The sequence below is a fragment of the Actinomadura alba genome (genome assembly GCF_014323705.1).
Taxonomy (GTDB): domain Bacteria; phylum Actinomycetota; class Actinomycetes; order Streptosporangiales; family Streptosporangiaceae; genus Actinomadura_C; species Actinomadura_C alba.
The window spans coordinates 442,938-462,986 of record NZ_JABVEC010000002.1 but is presented as its reverse complement, the minus strand read 5'-3'; the positions used below and the strand labels follow the sequence as shown (position 1 = coordinate 462,986).

Annotated in this window: 17 protein-coding genes; 9 read left to right on the top strand and 8 right to left on the bottom strand. The window is 70.5% G+C overall.

Annotated elements, in window-relative coordinates:
- Positions 1-105 precede the first annotated feature (105 nt).
- Positions 106-858 (top strand): GntR family transcriptional regulator, encoded by a 753-nt coding sequence (locus tag HKK74_RS05105; protein ID WP_187241849.1) that lies wholly within the window; start codon positions 106-108, stop codon positions 856-858.
- A 178-nt stretch (positions 859-1,036) separates the two neighbouring features.
- Positions 1,037-1,612: an Rv3235 family protein gene (locus tag HKK74_RS05100; protein ID WP_187241848.1), complete on the top strand. Its 576-nt coding sequence runs from the start codon at positions 1,037-1,039 to the stop codon at positions 1,610-1,612.
- A 155-nt stretch (positions 1,613-1,767) separates the two neighbouring features.
- On the opposite strand, the gene secA is transcribed toward HKK74_RS05100, so the two are convergent.
- Complete coding sequence (gene secA / locus HKK74_RS05095) at positions 1,768-4,584, bottom strand: preprotein translocase subunit SecA (protein ID WP_187241847.1); 2,817 nt, start codon at positions 4,582-4,584, stop codon at positions 1,768-1,770.
- Between the two features lie 222 nt (positions 4,585-4,806).
- Between secA and HKK74_RS05090 the strand changes: the two genes are divergently transcribed.
- Together HKK74_RS05090 and HKK74_RS05085 are read left to right on the top strand one after the other, a co-directional pair.
- A complete protein-coding gene (locus HKK74_RS05090) occupies positions 4,807-5,136 on the top strand; it encodes an HGxxPAAW family protein (protein WP_187241846.1) in 330 nt (109 codons plus the stop codon).
- A 158-nt stretch (positions 5,137-5,294) separates the two neighbouring features.
- Positions 5,295-6,551: a winged helix-turn-helix domain-containing protein gene (locus tag HKK74_RS05085; RefSeq protein ID WP_312881257.1), complete on the top strand. Its 1,257-nt coding sequence runs from the start codon at positions 5,295-5,297 to the stop codon at positions 6,549-6,551.
- Between the two features lie 12 nt (positions 6,552-6,563).
- Here HKK74_RS05085 and HKK74_RS05080 read toward each other — a convergent pair whose 3' ends face one another.
- The 6 genes from HKK74_RS05080 to mtrA all read right to left on the bottom strand — a co-directional run bounded on the left by HKK74_RS05080 (position 6,564) and on the right by mtrA (position 13,689).
- Positions 6,564-7,265, bottom strand: coding sequence for a response regulator (locus tag HKK74_RS05080; protein WP_187241844.1), 702 nt, complete (start codon positions 7,263-7,265; stop codon positions 6,564-6,566).
- 82 nt (positions 7,266-7,347) lie between these two features.
- Positions 7,348-8,028, bottom strand: a complete 681-nt coding sequence (gene hpf, locus HKK74_RS05075; RefSeq protein WP_187241843.1) for a ribosome hibernation-promoting factor, HPF/YfiA family — start codon at positions 8,026-8,028, stop codon at positions 7,348-7,350.
- A gap of 621 nt (positions 8,029-8,649) precedes the next feature.
- Positions 8,650-9,426 (bottom strand): ComF family protein, encoded by a 777-nt coding sequence (locus tag HKK74_RS05070; protein ID WP_312881256.1) that lies wholly within the window; start codon positions 9,424-9,426, stop codon positions 8,650-8,652.
- Positions 9,427-9,531: 105 nt separating this feature from the next.
- Positions 9,532-11,352 carry an LpqB family beta-propeller domain-containing protein gene (locus HKK74_RS05065; protein ID WP_246491183.1) on the bottom strand — a complete coding sequence of 607 codons (1,821 nt, stop codon included), beginning with the start codon at positions 11,350-11,352 and terminating at the stop codon, positions 9,532-9,534.
- A complete protein-coding gene (gene mtrB / locus HKK74_RS05060) occupies positions 11,349-12,980 on the bottom strand; it encodes an MtrAB system histidine kinase MtrB (protein ID WP_187241842.1) in 1,632 nt (543 codons plus the stop codon). The genes HKK74_RS05065 and mtrB overlap by 4 nt, the downstream gene beginning before the upstream one ends.
- Positions 12,981-13,011: 31 nt before the next feature.
- Entirely contained in the window at positions 13,012-13,689 is a 678-nt protein-coding gene (gene mtrA / locus HKK74_RS05055; protein WP_187241841.1) for an MtrAB system response regulator MtrA, read from the bottom strand.
- 461 nt (positions 13,690-14,150) lie between these two features.
- Between mtrA and HKK74_RS05050 the strand changes: the two genes are divergently transcribed.
- From HKK74_RS05050 to HKK74_RS05030, 5 genes are all read left to right on the top strand, one after another.
- Positions 14,151-15,323, top strand: a complete 1,173-nt coding sequence (locus HKK74_RS05050) for a DUF7847 domain-containing protein (protein ID WP_187241840.1) — start codon at positions 14,151-14,153, stop codon at positions 15,321-15,323.
- Positions 15,320-15,988: a DUF4129 domain-containing protein gene (locus HKK74_RS05045; protein WP_187241839.1), complete on the top strand. Its 669-nt coding sequence runs from the start codon at positions 15,320-15,322 to the stop codon at positions 15,986-15,988. The genes HKK74_RS05050 and HKK74_RS05045 overlap by 4 nt, the downstream gene beginning before the upstream one ends.
- Complete coding sequence (locus HKK74_RS05040) at positions 15,985-17,202, top strand: DUF4350 domain-containing protein (RefSeq protein ID WP_187241838.1); 1,218 nt, start codon at positions 15,985-15,987, stop codon at positions 17,200-17,202. The genes HKK74_RS05045 and HKK74_RS05040 overlap by 4 nt, the downstream gene beginning before the upstream one ends.
- A gap of 89 nt (positions 17,203-17,291) precedes the next feature.
- Entirely contained in the window at positions 17,292-18,251 is a 960-nt protein-coding gene (locus tag HKK74_RS05035) for an AAA family ATPase (RefSeq protein ID WP_187241983.1), read from the top strand.
- Positions 18,252-18,332: 81 nt separating this feature from the next.
- Positions 18,333-19,625 carry a DUF58 domain-containing protein gene (locus HKK74_RS05030; RefSeq protein ID WP_187241837.1) on the top strand — a complete coding sequence of 431 codons (1,293 nt, stop codon included), beginning with the start codon at positions 18,333-18,335 and terminating at the stop codon, positions 19,623-19,625.
- Between the two features lie 17 nt (positions 19,626-19,642).
- On the opposite strand, the gene HKK74_RS05025 is transcribed toward HKK74_RS05030, so the two are convergent.
- On the bottom strand, positions 19,643-20,020 hold the full coding sequence (locus HKK74_RS05025; RefSeq protein WP_187241836.1) for a MerR family transcriptional regulator: 378 nt from the start codon (positions 20,018-20,020) through the stop codon (positions 19,643-19,645).
- Positions 20,021-20,049 lie beyond the last annotated feature (29 nt).

Sequence of the window (20,049 nt, the reverse complement as noted above, 5' to 3'; positions counted from 1 at the left end):
CGGCCGTGCCGGTTCGCGTTGACATGGGGGTTACCCTGTGGTCTAGTCCGGACTAGACCAGTACGAACCATACCTCCCCCGACGCCCAGTCACCAGAGGTGGTCCATGGGCGTGATCGACCCCACCAGCCCAGTACCGAAGTACCAGCAGTTGCGCGAGATCCTCGTGGCGCTCATCGACGCCGCGGAACTGCCGGTGGACGCGCCGATCCCGTCCGAACGCGAACTCGGCCAGGAGTACGGCCTGTCCCGGATGACGGTGCGCCAGGCCGTCGAGCAGCTCGTGTCGGAGGGCCGGCTGCGCCGCGTACCTGGCCGGGGCACGTTCGTGGCCCGGCCGAAGATCGACATGCCGCTGCGGCTGGTCTCCTTCACCGCCGACATGCTGGCACGCGGGCTGCGGCCCGGGGCCCGCGATCTGCGTCGGAGCACCGTACCCGCCGGCGCGCACCTGGCACGGATCTTCGACGTCCGCGCCGGGACCGGCATCCATGTCATCGAGCGGCTCCGTACGGCCGACGGCGAGCCGATGGCGATCGAGCGGGCGCACATCCTGGCGTCCCTCGCACCCGATCTACTCGACCGGCCGCTGGCCGACCGCTCCCTCTACGGGGTCCTCGAGACCGGCTACGGCATCGCGTTCGAGGCGGGCGAGCAGACCATCGAAGCCGGCCTCGCCGACGCCGCCGACGCGGAGCTCCTCGACATCGCGCACGGCAGCGCGGTGCTGTTGCTGGAGCGTCACTCCTTTGCCGACGGCGTGTGCGCCGAGGTCACCATGTCGACCTACCGGGCCGACCGCTATCACCTCTACACCGCGCTGGAGAACCCGCGCCGGGGGCGTCCCTCCGCTCGGTGACGCCCGGAACCGCCCGGAGTCTCCCCCGGTGCCCCATGACTCCGGCCCCCTGGCTGGCCGCATCCGGCCATGACGTATCAAACGACCCGCCCCAGGCCTCTGTTGGTGTGCTGTTCCCCGCCTCGTGAGGGCGCCGGGACCCGGACGACCGCATCCGAACCACCGCAGGAGGCAGCCCATGGGCACGCGCACGTCGCACCGATCCGCCGTCCGGCTGTTCGCCTATCCGGCCGTCCGTACGCCCGCCACGCGCCGCGGCGCGATCACCGTCGACGGCCCGCCGCCGGGCCCGTCCCCGGGATCCGCGCCGGCCAAGGCATCGTCCACGGGGCCGCCACGGCGGCCGCGTACGGGCGGGCCGCCGACCGCGCCGGCGAGAAGGCGCGCGGCGCCGCGGGTCGTACGGGAGGGGAACGCCGGGCCGGACGACGGCCTCACGACCGCAGCCGAGGTCATCATCAGGCTGGTCCTGGAGGCGTTCGCCGGCCGGCGGCCGTTCCATCACCTGGCCAGGTGGATGACGCTCCGGGTGACGGAGGAACTCTCCCTGCAGCGTCCGCCGATCCCCGTCACCGGTCGCGTGCCGCCACCCCGGATCCTCATTTCGTGGATCCAGACCCCCGCCCCCGACCGCGCGGAGGTGGGCGCCGTGGCCCTGCTGGGCGGTGACGTGCAGGCGCTCGCGCTTCGGCTGGAGCGATTCCGGGGCCGCTGGCGCTGCCGCGCGCTGGAGACCACGATGCGCCGGCCCTGACGGAACCGGCGCCTCCCCTGGCCCGGCCGGCGCCGACCGGGACAGGGCACCCGGCCGAGACAGAGCACCCGGCCGAGACAGAGCACCCGGCCGAGACAGAGCACCCGGCCGTGATCACGCGAACGAGCGTGTGATCACGGCCGGGTGCCGATGTCTCAGGCGTTGCGCGGGTCGCCGTGGCAGCGCTTGTACTTCTTGCCCGAGCCGCAGGGGCACGGGTCGTTGCGCGACACGTCAGCGAACTTGTCGGGGCCGGACTCAGTGTGCTCTTCGACGCCACCGCCCTCGCCGGGCGCGGAGTACTGGAGCTTCGTGGGCCGCTTCGGCTCCTCGAGGCCCTTCGCACGGATCTCGGGCTCGTCGTCGGCGGCCTTGCCGTCGCCGTCGGCGGAGTCCTTCACCAGCGACGGAGACGCGCCCACCGTGGGCTGGGCCGGCTGATCCTCGACCTCGACCTCGATGCGGTAGAGGTGGCCGACGGACTCCTCCTTGATGGCGTCCATCATGGCGGCGAACATGTCGTAGCCCTCGCGCTGGTACTCCACCAGCGGGTCGCGCTGCGCGTAGGCGCGCAGCGCGATGCCCTCCTGGAGGTAGTCCATCTCGTAGAGGTGCTCGCGCCACTTCTGGTCGAGGACCGTCAGCACGACCCGGCGCTCCAGCGTCCGCACGATCTCGGTGCCGAGCTCCTCCTCGCGCTTGTCGTAGGCCTCCTGCGCGTCCTTCTGCACCCGCTCGGCGATCGTCTCGGCGTCGAGCGAGGACAGCTCGCCGCCGACCTCCTCGACCAGCTCGTCGACGGTGATCGAGATCGGGTAGAGCTGCTTGAAGGCCTTCCACAGCCGGTCGAGGTCCCACTCCTCGGCGAAGCCCTCGGCAGTGGCGCCGGCGACGTAGCCCTCGACGACCTCATCGACCATCGACCGGATCTGCTCTTCGAGGTCGGCGCCCTCGAGGACGCGGCGGCGCTCGGCGTAGATGACCTTGCGCTGCCGGTTGAGGACCTCGTCGTACTTGAGGACGTTCTTGCGGATCTCGAAGTTCTGCTGCTCGACCTGATGCTGGGCGGACCGGATCGCGTTGGACACGATCTTGGACTCGATCGGCACGTCGTCCGGGATGTTCAGCCGGGTCATGATCGCTTCGACCCGGGCGGAGTTGAACAGCCGCATGAGATCGTCTTCGAGCGAGAGGTAGAACCGGGACTCGCCGGGGTCGCCCTGCCGGCCGGACCGGCCGCGCAGCTGGTTGTCGATCCGCCGCGACTCGTGCCGTTCGGTGCCGAGCACGTAGAGCCCACCGGCCTCGGTGACCTCCTCGTGCTCGCCCTTGACGGCCTCCTTGGCCTTCTCGAGCGCCTCGGTCCAGGCGGCCTCGTACTCCTCGGGCGTCTCGAGCGGCGACAGCCCGCGCTGGTGCAGCTCGAGGTCGGCCCGGAAGTCGGGGTTGCCGCCGAGCATGATGTCGGTGCCTCGACCGGCCATGTTGGTCGCGACCGTGACGGCGCCCTTGCGGCCCGCCTCGGCGACGATCGTGCTCTCCCGCTCGTGGTGCTTGGCGTTGAGGACTTCGTGCTTGATGCCCCGCCGCTTCAGCATCTTGGACAGCTTCTCCGACTTCTCGACGGAGGTGGTGCCCACCAGCACCGGCTGGCCCTTGTCATAGCGCTCGGCGATGTCGTCGACGACGGCCTCGAACTTGGCCTGCTCGGTCTTGTAGACGACGTCGGCGACGTCCTCGCGGACCATCGGCTTGTTCGTCGGGATCGGGATGACCCCGAGCTTGTAGATCTTGTTGAACTCGGCGGCCTCGGTCTGGGCCGTACCGGTCATGCCGCTGAGCCTGCCGTACAGCCGGAAGTAGTTCTGCAGAGTGATCGTGGCGAGGGTCTGGTTCTCGTCCTTGATCTGGACGCCCTCTTTGGCCTCGATCGACTGGTGCATGCCCTCGTTGTAGCGACGGCCGTGCAGGATGCGCCCGGTGAACTCGTCGACGATCAGGACCTCGCCGTTCATGACGACGTAGTCCTTGTCCTTCTTGTAGAGCTCCTTGGCCTTGAGCGCGTTGTTGAGGAAGCTCACGAGCGGCGTGTTGACCGAGTCGTAGAGGTTGTCGATGCCGAGCCAGTCCTCGACCTTCTCGACCCCGGACTCGAGGATGCCGACGGTGCGCTTCTTCTCGTCGACCTCGTAGTCGCCGGTGGCCTCGACGCCGTCCTTGGCCGCCTCACCGCGGCGCAGCCGGGGCACGATCTTGGAGAACTCGCCGTACCAGCGGGTGTTCTGCTCGGCCGGGCCGGAGATGATCAGCGGGGTACGGGCCTCGTCGATGAGGATCGAGTCGACCTCGTCGACGACCGCGAAGTTGTGGCCGCGCTGCACGCACTCGTCGAGGCTCCACGCCATGTTGTCGCGCAGATAGTCGAACCCGAACTCGTTGTTGGTGCCGTACGTGATGTCGGCGTTGTAGGCCTTGCGGCGCTCGTCGGGCGTCATCTGCCCCAGGATCACGCCCACCTCGAGACCGAGGAACTGGTGCACACGGCCCATCCACTCGGCATCGCGCTTGGCGAGGTAGTCGTTGACCGTGACGACGTGCACGCCCTCGCCGGACAACGCGTTCAGGTACGCCGGGAGCACACAGGTGAGGGTCTTGCCCTCACCCGTCTTCATCTCCGCGATGTTGCCCATGTGGAGCGCTGCGCCACCCATGATCTGCACATCGAAGTGCCGCTGACCGAGGGTGCGGCGGGCCGCCTCACGCGCGGTCGCGAACGCCTCGGGGAGCAGGTCATCAAGGGTCTCGCCATCGGCGAGACGCTCCTTGTACTTGTCGGTGAGCTCGCGCAGTTCGGCGTCGCTCATCTCGAGAAAGTCTTCTTCGATCGAGTTCACCTGGGCGGCGATCCGCTTGAGCTTGCGCAGGATCTTGCCCTCGCCCGCGCGAAGGATCTTGTCGATGACTTGTGGCACTCTCGGAGGCTCCTCGCAGATCGTGGGTCACCGCGGACCGGCCGCGCACACACCACCCGTACGCTGCCATCGTAGGCGAATCCCAGGATGCTGGAGGCCACCCTCCGACGCAATCCATGCTGATCTGTTTCGCTTGTGTTTCGGTTCAAGCTCCAGGGAAGGTCTTCCAAGGAGCCCGCATCACTGGTCCTGGCGGGCCCCCCTAACGTTCAAGGAGCAGTGATGGCCCGAGGTTCTCATGGCGGACGTCCGAGTTCATGGCTCGCGGTCGGCATCATGATCGCGGGATTCACGATCGGCGGCGCCGGGCTGACACTGGGCCCGTCGTGGCCGGTGTTCTGGGCCGGTGCGGCGGTGGTGGCGATCGGCGGACTGATCGCGCTCGCTGTCGGCATCTTCTCCGACGTGGTGCTGGACGAGACACGGGTGGTTCCGGAGATCGTGGACTATTCGATCACCGGCGGTACGGGTGAGAAGCGGCGCGGCGGCCCGTACGGCGAGACGACCGACAAGCCGACGAGGCGCGAGCCCGAAGAATCCCCCCACGGTTGACGGGCCCGCCGGGAACGAATCCGCGTTCGCGCTCGGTGTGTCGCGGCACGGACAACGAGTAGATCGACACTGACGTACGCGTTATGTCGGTGTCGCCGTCTACGATTTGCGGCGTGGAAGCCCCCTCGCTTGAGAACCCCGTGAATTCTGAAAACGCCGTGAAATCCGAAAGCGCCGCGGAGAACACCGTGGAGCTTTCGGCCGACGATGCCCGGCGGATCCAACTTCGTGCTCAGGGACTGCTGGGCGCCGACGGCCGCCGGGGCGGCGTGCCGGCCATGCTCGCGCGGCTCGGGGCCGTGCAGCTCGACACGATCTCGGTGCTCGCCCGTTCGCACGAGCTCGTGCCGTACGCCCGGCTCGGCGCGGTCGGCCGCGACCGCATCGAGGGGTCCTACTGGGGAATGCGCGGAGGCCACGCCACCACCTTCGAGTACTGGTGCCACGCGGCCTGCGTGCTGCCGGTGCAGGACTGGCCCTACTACGAGTTCCGGCGGCGGGCCTTCCGAGAGCGCGAGTACCGCTGGCACAAGGTCCCCGAGAAGGCCCCCTCCGAGGTGCTCGCACAGTTGACGGCCGAGGGTCCGCTGACCGCCACCCAGCTGGGCGGCGCGCGGGGCGGCGGGGAGTGGTGGGACTGGTCAGAAACCAAGATCGCGGTCGAGTGGCTGCTCGACATCGGCGAGGTCGTATGCGTTCAGCGGACCGGCTGGCGGCGGGTCTACGACCTGGCCGAACGGGCGCTGCCGGCCGGGCTCACCGGGCAGACGCCCGATGACGCCACCTGTGTGGCGCACCTCGCGGGCGTCGCCGGCCGGGCGCTGGGCGTCGCGACGCGCGCCGACCTGGTCGAGTTCCTCCGCCTGCGCCGCGGCCAGGCCACGGTGCTGGACGGCCTTCTCGCGAGCGGCGCGACCGGCCTCGTTCCGGTTCGCGTGGGCGGGTGGCGGCCGGGCGCGACCCTCGTGCCGGCGTGGGCCGATCCCGAGGCGCTGGCCACTCCGGTTCGCGGCCGGCACCGCACGACGCTCCTCTCCCCGTTCGACTCACTGATCTGGGACCGCAAGCGCACCTCGCGGGTCTTCGGCTTCGACCACCGGCTCGAGGCCTATGTCCCGAAGGGCAAGCGCGTGCACGGTTACTTCACGATGCCGCTGCTGGCCGGCGGCGAGCTGATCGGCCGGGTCGACCCGGCCCGGGAGAACGGCACGCTCGTGGCCCGCCGGGTGTCGTTCGAACCGCGGGCCGTGCGCACGCCCGCCCGGGCCGAGGTCGCACTCGCGGCGCTGCGCACGGCACTGCGGGAGGCGGCCGGCTGGGTCGGCTGTGACGACGTGCGGATCGAGATCGTCGATCCGCCCGCGCTCGCGGAGCCGACCCGCCGGGCGCTGCTCCGCACTCAGGGCACCGGCTGACGTGCCGGCCCGTCAGGTGATCTCGAGCAGCTTCTCCCGCACCGCGTAGACCACGGCCTCCATCCGGGAGTGCAGTTGTAGCTTCTCCAGGATGTTGCGAACGTGGTTCTTCACCGTGTTCTCGGAGATGAACAGCTCCTTGGCGATCTCACGATTGCCGAGTCCACGGGCGACGAGGCGGAGCACCTCCATCTCGCGCTCGGTGAGCTTCGGCGCGGGGACCTGCTGCTGACGCTCTTCGCTCCGCTTGGCGAGCGACGCGAATTCGGTGATGAGCTTCGACGCCATGGACGGGCTGATCAACGACTGCCCGCCGTGCACGGCGCGCACCGCCTGCGGGACCTCGTCGATCGAGATCTCCTTGAGCAGGTATCCCGTGGCGCCGGCCTTGATCGCCTCGAAGAGGTCCTCCTCTTCGTCGCTGATCGTCAGCATGACTATCTTGGCGCTGGGGACCGCGTCCTTGATCGCGGTGCAGGCCTCTATGCCGCTGCGGCGGGGCATCCGGATGTCCATGAGGACGATGTCCGGTAGCAGGTCACCGGCCATCTCGATGGCCTCGAGCCCGTCACTGCCCTCACCGATCACCTCGATGCCGTCTTCCCCCGCGAGCACCATCTCGAGACCGCGGCGGAACAAGGCGTGATCATCCACGATCAGCACGCGAATCGGATCGTTGGCCACCGCGCCGCGAGTCTCGGGGTTCTCGCTCACTCGTCCTCCCTTGCCGAGTGGCCCATGCCGGACTTTCTAGATCATGGCATGGCCGTGGTGGTGACATGACGCATGCGCCGTATCACTCTTCGACAAGGCGGATGACTCCGTAGTCCCATCCACGCCTGCGATAGACCACGCTCGAATAGCTGGTCTCCTTGTCACGGAACAGGAAGAAGTCGTGGCCGACGAGCTCCATCTCGAGCAGGGCCTGCTCGATGGTCATCGGCTCGGCCTTGTGGAACTTCTCCCGCAGCACGACCGGCCCGTCACCCTCCATCGGGATCGGGACGAGGTGGCCGTCGAGATCGGGCGGCGTCTCGTAGTCGCTGTCGACCTCATCGGCCAACGCGGTGCCCCCGGGCTCACGCCGCGCCTCCGGAACCGGTTCGGCGATCTCGGGCCCGGTGTCCGCGAGCGGCTCCATCGTGGCCAGCTTCGCGGTCGCCCGCTGGCCGTGGTGCACCTTGCGCCGATCGCTCGTGCGGCGCATCCGTGACTCGAGCTTGTCGAGCGCGAGGTCGAGCGCTCCGTACCGGTCCTCGGCGGCGGCCTCGGCCCGGATGACGGGTCCGCGCGACTGGATCGTCAGCTCGACGCGCTCACGCCGGTCGGCCTGCCGAGGGTTGGGTTCGCGAGAGACCTCCACATCCACCCGGATGACTTTGTGATCCAGTTTCTCGATCTTGGCCAACTTGGTTCCGACGTGTTGGCGGAACCGGTCGTTGACGTCCGTGCGACGGCCCTTGACGATGATGTCCACGCAATACCCACCTTCTCTCGGAAACTACGGGCTCCCGAATGTGCGGGGGCACCCGCCCGGCCGACCTGGTCTTCGTCCCCACATCCGCCTGCAGAGGGTCTCGCGGCGCTCTCGCCACTACTGTCCTTCTCTCCGGCCGGGAGATATCCGATCCCCCGAGAAGGCAGGACTTACTTCTAAGCCGCACCGTGATCGGTCGACGAGAAGTCGCCTTACGTGGGCCGTTTCGCCTGCGGCTGGCATCGGCTAGCCGGGCCTGGTGAGGCCCGACGCAACCACGGACCCGGGCGGGTGCCATGTCAGGAACGCTAACCGCTCGCGTCTCGAATGTCAGGGGGGTGACCGGAGGAAATACTCACGGACCGTTACCCATCCTTCCCCTGGCGAGCCGGCGGGACCGCTCACATGCGGTGAAAACCCTTATGGCGCAGAGCATACGGCGTACGTCTCCCCACTGGCCACGATCGTGTGGCCGCGTGGCAAGTTTCGGTTGTCAAGCCGGGAGGGGTGACTCCAAGTGACCATTTTCCATGATCGTTCGGCGCGTGTCCCCAAGGTCATGACGATCATCATCACGAAGCGTGACGGTGCGTGACGATAATCCCCGCTCAGTGAAAAAACTCACCATGGAGCAAGGTCTCCTGCCCTCCGGCGGGTCGCGGCGACGACCGCGGCCGCCGAGACCACCGCGCCCGCCGCCCGTAACGCGCGCGCCGCCTCGGCCAGCGTCGCCCCGGTGGTGAGGACGTCGTCCACCACGATCACCCGCAGGCCCTCCACCGCTCCGGGCCGCGCGACCGCCAGCGCGCCGGAGAGGTTCTCGGCGCGCTCGACCGCCGACAACATGGACTGATCGGCCACCGGCCTGATCTGCCTCAGCACGCTCAGGCGGCGCGCGGGCACCCCGCACCGGCGCAGCGCCGCCACCGCCGCGATGGTGATCCCGCGGAGCGGGTCATGACCGCGCCGCCGCGTCGCCGCCCGCGCCGAGGGCACGGGTACCAACCACACCGGCCGGCTCGCCGCCCGGCCCTCTCCACCCGCCAGCCGGAAGCCCGCCTCCCCCGAACCCACGGGCCACGGCCCCGCACCGTCACCGGCCGCGGCGTAGGCGCTGCGCGCCAGGGCCGATCCGAGCGGACGCGCCAGCCCGGTCCGGCCGGACTCCTTGTACGCGAGGATCACGGCTCGTACGGCCCCCTCGTAGTCGGCGACGGCCCATGGTGGCGGAAGCCCGCCGGGCGCGGGCGACGGACGAGCCGGCCACGCCGGCGCACTCAGCCGCCCGGCGCACGCCCGGCACAGCGGCACCCGTGCCCTCTCGCAGCCCGCACAGGCTTGGGGCAGCACCAGCTCCAGTAACTCCCCGGCCAACGCCAGGCACCGAGTCACAGCCACGGAACGAACCTGCCACGCCTCCGCGCCCCTCCGGCACCCGTCGCGAGGAATGTGGATTACGTGGACGACCTCGCCAGTGCTCGATCAGCCGGGACCGGCAGGTCCTCAGCCGGGATAGAAGGGGTCGTGGCCGGCCACGAAGCAGTCCCATTCGCTGAGCCGGTCCTGTGGATCGGTCAGCCGGCACACCCGGTCGTTCTCCGAGTCCTTACCGGGGACCTTGGCGCTCACCAGCACCGGGGCGTTGGGAGCCGCGCTGATGGAACCGATCTCACCCGGGGCACCGAAGCCGATCCCGCCGATCTTTCCGCCGCTGACCGGCACCCGGTACGGCAGCATCTGGGCGGTGGTGCGCTGGAGCCGGCCGAGCACGGCCAGCTCGTCGGCGTCCTGCCAGGCGAGATGGGCCACGTCGACGAGCTCGGAACTGATCGGCAGGAACTCGCCCGCGGTGACCGTGGAACCGTTCCGCTCGATGCGGCCGATCCGGATCTGGGCGCGCCTCTCACCGTCCACGACGATCGCGGCGGCTCGCACGCCGTCCTGAGCGATGCGCAGCTCCCGTACGTTGTAACCGCTCAGCCCCCACCCGGTGTCCGCCACTCGTACGGGCGGCTTGCCGCTCAGCTTGATCCAGAGCCACGATCTGCCACCGGCCGACTCGACCGTCCACATCGTGCCGTGCCGGTCCCAGGACGGTGACGTGAAGGTCCCGCCCCGGTGGCGCGCCGAGATCACGGTGCGCAGGCGCGTCGGCCCGCCGCTGATCGCCAGCTCGCCCATCACGACACGGTCCCTCGCCTCGCCGAGCCCGGCGATGACACGACGGTCGAGTGAGATCGAGGGGTCGGAGAGCGTGCCGTTCTCGAGCGTCGCGACCGGAGTGGGGCGGTCGGCGAACAGCTGGTCCAGCCGGCCGCCCGGGCCCTGTAGATAGGCCTGCTGGGGTGAGCCGCCCGTCGCGCCGTCCGGATTGTTGGCCCGCCAGTCCTCGGGCGACTGGGTGGGGCCGACGCCTCCCGGAGACCGCGCCTTGCCGTCGATCTCGAGTTTCAGGTACTTCACCTCGGCGAGCTGCCGCAGCGTCCACATCAGCTGCGCCGACATACCGGCGATGTTTCCCCTGGCCGCCTCACGGCTGAGGTTCACCGTCGCGACGCCGTCGGTGACCCGCACACCGTCGCCGAGCAGCCGCGTGCCGGGCGGAAAGGAGTTCCGCACCGCGCTGCGCAGCCACACCGTGGGGCCCTTCAGCAGGGCGCGGACGATCTGGCTCGGCAGATCCTGCCGGTTCCCGAGCGGAAGGAAGATCGCGTTCGGTACGAGCACCTGCCCGTCGGGCGCGAAGAAGTACAGGTTCATCGTGCGGAAGGCGCGGTCGACGTCGCGCTGACTGAGCAACAGGCCGCTGGTGAGCGAGGTCGGCAGCTGGGAGATGCGCCACTGGTTCTGCGGGCCCTTCGCGAGGTGGAAGGTCTCGTTGACCGATCTCGGCTCCGCCTCGTACTGCCCGTCGAACCGGATGATGCCGAGCTGGTTGCCGGTGACCTGCACCGTCGCCTGGCCGTCCTCGGTGCGCGACAGGATGACCTCCAGGCTGCCGTTCTCGTAGACGGTGACGCTGGGCCACGGCTCCGGCCACCACCGGACCTCCCGCAGGAGGTACTCGCGGGCGACGCCGTGGCCGTCGTCGAAGCTGGCCGAGGCCGACAGGAAGCCGTTGACGATGTCGGAGGGCTGCCAGTCGCGGCCGGGCGGCACCGGCACGATCCGTACATAGGGGTCGTCGAATGGCTCGGTCCGCTCGGCCGGCCGCCCTCCGGTCACCCTGCCGCCGGTGGGCACGCTCGCACACGCGGCGAGAAGCCCGACGACGGACACGAGGGCCGACACCCGGGCGGACATGCGCATCCACGTACCGGTCATTCGCCCATCTCCAGGTGTGCGAACGGCGTGGGGGCGAGCTCGGCCCCCGGGGGCACCAGGGGAAGCGGGGAGCCGCGCAGTTCCGCTCCGGCGACCCTGGGCAGTGAGAGCCGGAACTGCGAGCCCGCGCCCGACTCACCCCAGGCCTGCAACCAGCCGCCGTGCAGCCGGGCGTCCTCCCGAGAGATCGCCAGACCGAGTCCGGTGCCACCGGTCGTCCGGGCCCGTGCCGGGTCGGCTCGCCAGAACCGGTCGAAGACCATCTGCGCCTCGCCCGGTTTCAGCCCGACGCCGTGGTCCCGTACGCCCACGGCGACGGCGTCGCGATCGGCGGCGACGATCACCACGATGTCCTTGCCCTCGCCGTGCTCGACCGCGTTGACGAGCAGATTGCGCAGGATGCGCTCGACCCGGCGCCAGTCGACCTCGGCCATACACGGCTCGCCGGGGAGCTGCAGCACGAGCTTGCTGCCCTTGCGCTCGGCGAGCCCCTCGGTGTCGCCGACCGCCCGCAGCACCAGGTCGCGTACGTCGACGGATTCGGCGTCGAGCGTCGCGGCGCCCGCGTCGTACCGGCTGATCTCGAGCAGGTCGGTGAGCAGCGACTCGAACCGTTCCAGCTGGTTCTGCAGCAGCTCCGCGGACCGGCCGACCGCCGGCTCGAACTGGTCGCGCTGCTCGTACATCAGGTCGGCGGCGATCCGGATCGTGGTCAGCGGGGTGCGCAGCTCGTGCGAGACGTCGGAGACGAACTGCCGCTGTACCTGCGACAGCTCCTCCAGCTGGACGATCTTCTCCTGGAGGTTCGCCGCCATGCCGTTGAACGAGGTCGCCAGCAACGCGAGGTCGTCCTCACCGCGTACCTTCATGCGCTCTTCCAGCCGCCCGGCCGCGAGGCGTTCGGCCGCCTGCGCCGCCAGCCGTACGGGGATCACCACCTGCCGGGTGACGACCGCGGCCACGGCGGCGAGCAGCAGCACGAGCGCGGCGCACACCCCGATCAGGGTGCGCTGCACGAACGTGAGCGTCTGCTGTTCCTGGGTCAGCGGGAAGAGGTAGTAGAGCTCGAACCCGCCGGCGCTGCTGCCCACGATGAGACCGGGCACCGGCTCGTGGCCGATATAGGCCAGCTCACCGTAGGTGCGCTCGGGCGCGCCGGCCCGGCCCTCGGCCACCTCACGGCGCAGCCGCTCGGGAACGCTCTGCTGGCGGAGTTCGTTGGTCGTGAACCCGTCCGTGAACCTGTCGGTGGTGTCCCGGAGGTACACCTCGTAGAGCCCGGACGGCCCGCTGCGCGCCTTGAGGTTGTTGGCGACGTTCTCGAGCTTCTCGCGTCCGTCGGTGGCGTCCGGGCTCACGGACACGAGCTCCTGCTGCACCACGCCGAGGCCCTCGTCGAGCTGCAGCATGGCGGCCTTGCCCTTGGCGTCGAGCAGCGCCTTGGTGATCTGCTGCATGAGGAAGACGCCGAGGACGGCGACGACGATCGCCGAGATCAGCAGCGTCGTCGCGACGACCCGGATCTGAATGGACCGCCGCCACCGCGCGTACGATCGCCGCCACCCGCCGCGTACGACCCGGCGCAGCCGGACGAGGCAACGACGGACGAACCTCTTCCACGCCTTCACGGGGCCTTCACGGGGGGTATCGGGCGTCAGGTCATGCGGGTCCGGCCTTGTAGCCGACCCCGCGTACAGTCACAACGATCTCCGGATGCTCCGGGTCCTTCTCGATCTTGGCGCGCAGGCGCTGCACGTGGACGTTGACGAGCCGGGTGTCGGCCGCGTGGCGGTATCCCCAGACCTGCTCTAGCAGCACCTCGCGGGTGAACACCTGGCGCGGCTTGCGGGCGAGGGCGACCAGCAGGTCGAACTCCAGTGGAGTCAACGGGATGTTCCGGTCCGAACGCTTCACGGAGTGCCCGGCGACGTCGATCGCGATGTCGCCGATCTGGAGCGTCTCGGGTGCGGGCTCGTCGGTGCGCCGGAGCCGGGCACGGACCCGTGCGACGAGTTCCTTGGGCTTGAACGGCTTGACGATGTAGTCGTCGGCGCCGGACTCGAGGCCGAGGACGACGTCGACCGTGTCGCTCTTGGCGGTCAGCATCACGATCGGGATGCCGGACTCGGCACGGATCTGACGGCACACGTCGATGCCGTCGGCGCCCGGCAGCATGAGGTCGAGTAGGACCAGGTCGGGCCGAGCCTCCCGGAAGGCCTCCAGTGCCTTGTCGCCATCGTGGACGAAAGACGGCTCGAAGCCCTCGCCCCTCAGCACAATGCCGAGCATCTCAGCGAGCGCGAGGTCGTCATCGACGACCAGTACACGTCCTCTCATGGCCCTCATCGTTACACGTCGTAATGGGCACAAGCGCCCTGGCGAGTCAGATTACCCGCGTTTGCCCTGCACATGACCCTGCCGCGCATGACGCGATCCCGGGACGTGGCCACACCAAACGCCGATTGCAAGTATGACGCCCGAACGACACCTCCGGTTGCCCTGCGGTTCACCCGAGTTCACCGCGCCGGGCGGCGTCCCGCGAGCGGGGCGCCACGGGCCCGAACCGACGAGACCATCCGGTGCAGCCGGGTCGGCCGTCCCCGGCCGGTAAGCACGATGTTACTTTACTCACATCATACGGTTCCTTCTCAACACCGCGAGGATCACATGGGAGTCTCATGGATTCGCCAGAAGGCGGGCATCGGCTGACCGCGGTATGAGGCGGTACGGGCATGAGGAATTCCCGGGCTCACACCGTGACAGGATGACCTGACGCAGTCATCGCGCGGGGAGCAGTCATGACGGACGACCCACAGGCCTGGACCACACCTGGTTCCGGGCCGCCAGAGGGTCCCTCCGCGCCGCCCGTCCCGGCCCCGCCGGCCCGGCGAGCGGCCTTCGACTCCTCGGAACTCCTGGCCGGCGACATCCCGCTGCGGCCCCTCGGTACCTCAGAGGTCCTCGACGGCGCCATCACCAACATCCGCCGCAACGCCCGCGCGGTGCTCGGGGTCTCACTCGCGGTCGCCTGTGTCATCCAGGTGCTCATCACGGTCGCCACGTACTTCTTCGTCGGCGGCGCGGGCGACGAGCTGACCCCCTCACCGCTGACGGAGAGCCTGGGCAGCCAGGTCCTCCTGGGCGCCGCGGGCCTGCTGCTGTCCGCGTTCGGCGTGCTGTTGCTGGCCGGGCTGCTCGGCCCGATCATGGGGCGCACGCTGTTCGGCATGCCCGCCTCGCTGCGCGAGGCGTGGAGCTACACGCGGCCGCAGTTGCCGCGGCTGGTCGGGGCGTCCCTCGCCATCATGGCGATCACCCTGCTCGCGATGGGACTGCCCATCGTCCCGTTCGTGCTGCTGGCCGCCGCCGGCGGCCCGGCCGCGGCCGGCGTGCTGGCGGGGATCATCGGCTTCCCGGTCGCCATCGCGATGACCCTGTGGTTGTACGTCCTGTTCGTGCTGGCCACACCCGCCGTGGTGATGGAGCGGCGCGGCGTGATCGACTCGATGCGGCGGGCGCACCAGCTCGTACAGCGCAGATGGTGGCGGACCTGCGGAACCCTGCTGGTCACCGCGCTCATCACGGTCTTCATGGGCTTCCTCGCGCTGCGGCTGCCCTTCACCATCGTGCAGCTCACCGCCTTCGGGCCGGAGCCCGAGGGGACGGCCCTCGTACTGTCCCTGTCGGTCGACACGCTGGGACGGATCATCGCCTGGACGCTGATGACCCCGTTCGACGCCGGAGTCATCGCGCTCTACTACATCGACCAGCGCATGCGGCGTGAGGGGCTCGACCTGGAACTGCAGACCCGTCCGGGCCACGAGCCACCGCCGGAGGACTTCCTGGAGTTGTGGCGCACCAGCCCGCTCGTGCCCCCACCGGGTCGCGCCGCCCGCCGGCGGCCGCCCGCGCCTCCGCAGCCCACCATGCCGCGGCCTCCCGTGCCGCACTCCGGAGGGGATCGGGCATGAGCGTGTGGGAGCCCATCGGGCGGGACGAGGCGCGTGAGCTGGCCCGCCGCGAGCTGGAAAAGCCGATCTACCACCAGGACGAGCCCTCTCTGGTCGAACGGATGTTCCAGAACATCGGCGACTGGATCAAGGAGCTGTTCAACAAGATCTTCGACCCGACCCGTGGCGGCAGCGGCGGCGGGTGGCTCGCCGTCGTCGTGATCATCCTCGTCATCGTGGCCGCCGTCGGCCTTGTGTTCTGGGCGATGCGCGGGCGCCGGAACACCAGGTCGGACCGCAGTGCCCTGCTGGCGGCGGACGGCTCGGCCGCCCGCGACCACCGGGCCGAGGCCGTTCGCCACGCGGCCGACGGCCGGTGGGCCGAGGCCATCCGCGAGCGGCTCCGGGCGGTCGCCCGTGACCTCGAGGAGCGGGTCATCCTCGAGCCCCGGCCCGGCCGCACCGCCGACGAGCTCGCGGCGGAGGCCGCGCAAGCGCTTCCCGACATCGCCGAGGCCCTGCACTCCGGGGTGGGCGTCTTCGACGACGTCTGGTATGGCGACCGGCCCGGAACCCGCGAAGGCTACGAACAGTTGACCGTGCTCGACGAGTTGACGCAGGCCGCCACACCGCGCCCCCTGGAGCCCGGCGAACTCGCCGACGCGAATCTCCGGAGCCCCCAGTGACCTCTGTCCAGCCACCACAGACCACCGAGCCGAGCGGGCCCACCGAGCCGAGCGAGGGCACCACCGCGGCCCAGGTCGTGAGGCGCCGCTGGCGCAGTGCACGCTACGTGGTGCTCACCGTGCTGGCGCTCCTGATCCTGGTGGTGATCCTCGCGGCGCTGCGGCCGACCGTGCAGCCGCAGTACCTCGACCCGGAGTCACCCGGCCAGAGCGGAACACGCGCGCTCGCCCAGATCCTCGGGGACCGCGGGGTCGGGGTAGAGGTCACCCGTAACGCCTCCGCCGCGGTCTCCAGGATGGCGGGCAACACCGACGCGACCCTGGTTGTCGTGCGGTCCGAACGGCTCACCGAGGACGACCTCGAGATCCTGAGCCGGGCCCGCGGGGACGTACTGCTGGTCGAGCCCCGCCAGCGCGTGCTCGATCGGCTCGCCCCGGGGGTGCGGCTCGCCGCGCGGATCCCCGGACAGCACGCCGCGCCCGGCTGCGAACTCACCGCCGCGACCATGGCGGGTGAGATCGACTTCAACCTCTCGTACACCTACCTGGCACCCGCGTCGGCCGTGCGGTGCTATCCCACCGAGGCCCTGCCGCGGTTGGTGCGGCTGCCGGTGGAGGGCCATACGGTGACCGTGCTCGGCTCCGGTCTCCCGCTCACCAACGAGCACCTGGCCGAGGACGGCAACGCGGCACTCGGGATGAACCTCGCGGGTGAGCGGTCCTCGGTCGTGTGGCTCATCCCGGACCTGCCCCCTGCGGGCGGTGACCAGGAGAAGAGCCTCGGCGAGCTGATCCCGGCCGGCGTGAAGCTGGCGATCCTGCAGTTGGTCGTCGCCTTGGCGCTGGTCGCGCTGTGGCGGTCCCGCCGGCTGGGGCCGGTCGTCGTCGAGCCGTTGCCGGTCGTCGTACGTTCGGCCGAGACGGTCGAGGGCCGCGCCCGGCTCTATCGGGCCCAGCACGCCAGGGACCGGGCCGCCGACGCGCTGCGGGCGGGAGCGCGCGAACGACTCGTGCCGCTGCTGGGCCTGCCGCGCAGCAGCGCCCAGGATCCCGCCTTCGCCCAGGAGGTGGTGGCCGCGCTGGCGGCCCGGGCACCGTGGGACGCGACGGCGATAGGCCTCGCCCTGTACGGTCCTGCACCAGCGGACGACGCCGAGTTGGTCAGGCTGACCGACTTCCTCGACGACCTGGAAAGGCAGGTTCGCCAGTCTTGAGTACCGAATACCCGCCGGCGCACGTGAGCTTCGGCAAGGCGGCCGATGATCCGGAGGCCGCGGGCTCCGCGCCCGCCGGCTCGCCGGCGGTGGACACCGGCGAAGGCGCCGCGGCCCGCAAGGCGCTCACCGCGCTTCGCGGGGAGGTGGCCAAGGCGGTCGTCGGCCAGGACGCCGTGGTCACAGGTCTCGTGATCGCGTTGCTGTGCCGTGGCCACGTCCTGCTCGAAGGCGTGCCGGGCGTCGCGAAGACGCTGCTGGTCCGCACCTTGGCGCAGACCCTGTCACTCGACTTCAAACGAGTGCAGTTCACCCCCGACCTGATGCCGGGCGACGTGACGGGCTCTCTCGTCTACGACAACCGCACCGCGGAGTTCGAGTTCCGCGAGGGCCCGGTCTTCACGAACCTGCTGCTCGCCGACGAGATCAACCGCACCCCGCCGAAGACCCAGGCGTCACTGCTGGAGTCGATGGAGGAGCGGCAGGTGTCGGTGGAGGGGATGCCCCGGCGACTGCCGGACCCCTTCATGGTGTGCGCCACCCAGAACCCGATCGAGTACGAGGGCACCTACCCGCTGCCGGAGGCCCAGCTGGACCGGTTCCTGCTGAAGCTCACCGTGCCGGTGCCGAGCCGCGACGAGGAGATCAGCATGCTCCAGCGGCACGCCTCCGGATTCGACCCGCGTGACCTCTCCGCGGTGAAGGCCGTGGCGGGCGAGGCCGAGCTGGCGGCGGGCCGCGAGGCCGTACGCGGCATCCACGTCGACCCGAAGGTCGCCGGTTACGTCGTCGACCTGTGCCGCGCCACGCGCCAGTCGCCCTCCCTGCAGCTGGGCGTGTCGCCGCGTGGCGCCACGGCGTTGCTGGCCACGGCGCGGGCCTGGGCGTGGCTGTCCGGGCGCGACTACGTGACCCCGGACGACGCCAAGGCCCTCGCCCGGCCGACGCTGCGCCATCGGGTGCAGTTGCGCCCGGAGGCCGAGCTCGAGGGCGCGACGGCCGACGGCGTGCTCGCCGGCGTGCTCTCCACCGTCCCCGCCCCGCGCTGACGCCGTGATCATGCGGAATCGCGCCCACCGCCCATCGGGTGACCTCAGGGTGGTCATGGCCGTGTGCGGCGGGAGGCCGGCATGGCGCTGACGGGGCGGCTGGGGCTGCTGGCGGCGCTCACCGCGATCGTGTTGATCTTCGTGCCGAGCTGGTGGGCGCTGCTCGCCGTCGAGGGAGTCCTGCTCGCCCTGGTCATCATCGACCTGGCGCTGGCGGGCAACGTGCGCAGCCTGCGCCTGCACCGCGCCGGCGACACCAACGTACGGCTCGGTGAGACGGCCAAGGTGTCGCTCACGCTGGAGAACCTCGGCCGGCGGCGGGTGCGGGCGAGCGTGCGGGACGCCTGGCCGCCGAGCGCCGCCGCGGCGCCGCGGTCGGTCGACCTGGCGATTCCGGCGGGCGAACGCCGCCGCCTCGACATGACGCTGACGCCCACGCGGCGCGGCGACCGCGTGGCCGCGACGGTGACGGTGCGGTCCATGGGCCCGCTCGGCCTCGCCGCCCGGCAGCTCTCCCGGCCCGCGCCGTGGACCGTCCGGGTGCTTCCGGCGTTTCCGTCCCGCCGGCACCTGCCGGCCAAGCTGGCCCGGCTGCGCGAGCTGACCGGGCAGCATGTCGCGCTCATCCGGGGGCAGGGCACGGAATTCGACTCGCTGCGCGAGTACGTGGACGGCGACGACGTGCGATCGATCGACTGGCGGGCGACCGCCCGCCGCGCCGACGTGGTCGTACGCACCTGGCGCCCGGAGCGGGATCGGCGGATCTACCTGGTGCTCGACACCGGCCGTACCGCCGCCGGGCGGGTCGGCGACATTCCGCGGCTGGACTGCTCGATGGACGCGGCGCTGCTGCTCGGCGCGCTCGCGTCCCGCGCGGGCGACCGCGTCGACCTGCTGGCCTACGACCGGCGCGTGCGGGCACGGGTCGAGGGCACCTCCCGCACCGACCTGCTCACCGCGATGGTGCAGGCGATGGCTCCGCTGGAACCCGAGCTCATCGAGTCCGACGCGGCGGGCATGGTGTCGACCCTGATGGCCAGGGTGCGGCAGCGCTGCCTCATCGTGCTGCTCACCGAGCTCAACACGGCCGCGATCGAGGAGGGCCTGCTGCCGCTACTGCCGCAGCTCACGTCGCGGCACCTGCTCATGATCGCCGCCGTCTCCGACCCCCGGGTGAGCGAGATGGCGACGTCGCGCGGCGATCTGGCCGCCGTCTACGACGCCGCGGCGGCCGAACGCGCCCGCGCCGAACGGCAACGGCTCACCGCCGAGCTGCGCAAGTACGGCGTCGAGGTCGTCGACGCGGCCCCGGACGACATCGCCCCCGCCCTCGCCGACGCCTACCTGGCGCTGAAGGCCGCCGGCCGCCTCTGAGTCGGCGAAGCCACCTTTCATCGCTTCGGTGAGGTGCCCCGCGGTGCGGGCGGCTGGACCGGCCGGTGCCGCAGGAGGCGGAGCGCCTTCTCCTTTTCGAAGTCCAGCGCCCGCACGGGCGGAGCGGAGAGCCGGCCGATACGCTCGCCGAGTTCTCGAACTCGGACCTGCACCTCTGGCTCGGCCAGCACCCGCAGGGCGAACGCCAGCTCCGCCGGGCCGATGTCGTAGCGCTGCTCCAGGGCCAGTCCGAGGGCGACGGCTCGCAGCTCCGGCTCGCCGAAGCGGCGGTGACCCGCGCGTTCCCGGATGGGCGGCAGCAGTCCGAGGGCCTCGCGGTAGCGGAGCATGCGGGGTGAGGTGCCGAGCCGCCGGGCGGCCTCCGTGATGCGCATGGAAGCGATTCTGACAAATTTATGTCAGA

Excerpts from the sequence above, each read along its gene's own strand:
- mtrA (WP_187241841.1), bottom strand. The coding sequence starts at position 13,689 with ATGAGAGGACGTGTACTGGTCGTCGATGACGACCTCGCGCTCGCTGAG.
- HKK74_RS05045 (WP_187241839.1), top strand. The coding sequence starts at position 15,320 with ATGAGCGTGTGGGAGCCCATCGGGCGGGACGAGGCGCGTGAGCTGGCC.
- HKK74_RS05050 (WP_187241840.1), top strand. The coding sequence starts at position 14,151 with ATGACGGACGACCCACAGGCCTGGACCACACCTGGTTCCGGGCCGCCA.
- HKK74_RS05065 (WP_246491183.1), bottom strand. The coding sequence starts at position 11,352 with ATGACCGGTACGTGGATGCGCATGTCCGCCCGGGTGTCGGCCCTCGTG.
- HKK74_RS05030 (WP_187241837.1), top strand. The coding sequence starts at position 18,333 with ATGGCGCTGACGGGGCGGCTGGGGCTGCTGGCGGCGCTCACCGCGATC.
- HKK74_RS05105 (WP_187241849.1), top strand. The coding sequence starts at position 106 with ATGGGCGTGATCGACCCCACCAGCCCAGTACCGAAGTACCAGCAGTTG.
- HKK74_RS05090 (WP_187241846.1), top strand. The coding sequence starts at position 4,807 with ATGGCCCGAGGTTCTCATGGCGGACGTCCGAGTTCATGGCTCGCGGTC.
- HKK74_RS05100 (WP_187241848.1), top strand. The coding sequence starts at position 1,037 with ATGGGCACGCGCACGTCGCACCGATCCGCCGTCCGGCTGTTCGCCTAT.
- HKK74_RS05025 (WP_187241836.1), bottom strand. The coding sequence starts at position 20,020 with ATGCGCATCACGGAGGCCGCCCGGCGGCTCGGCACCTCACCCCGCATG.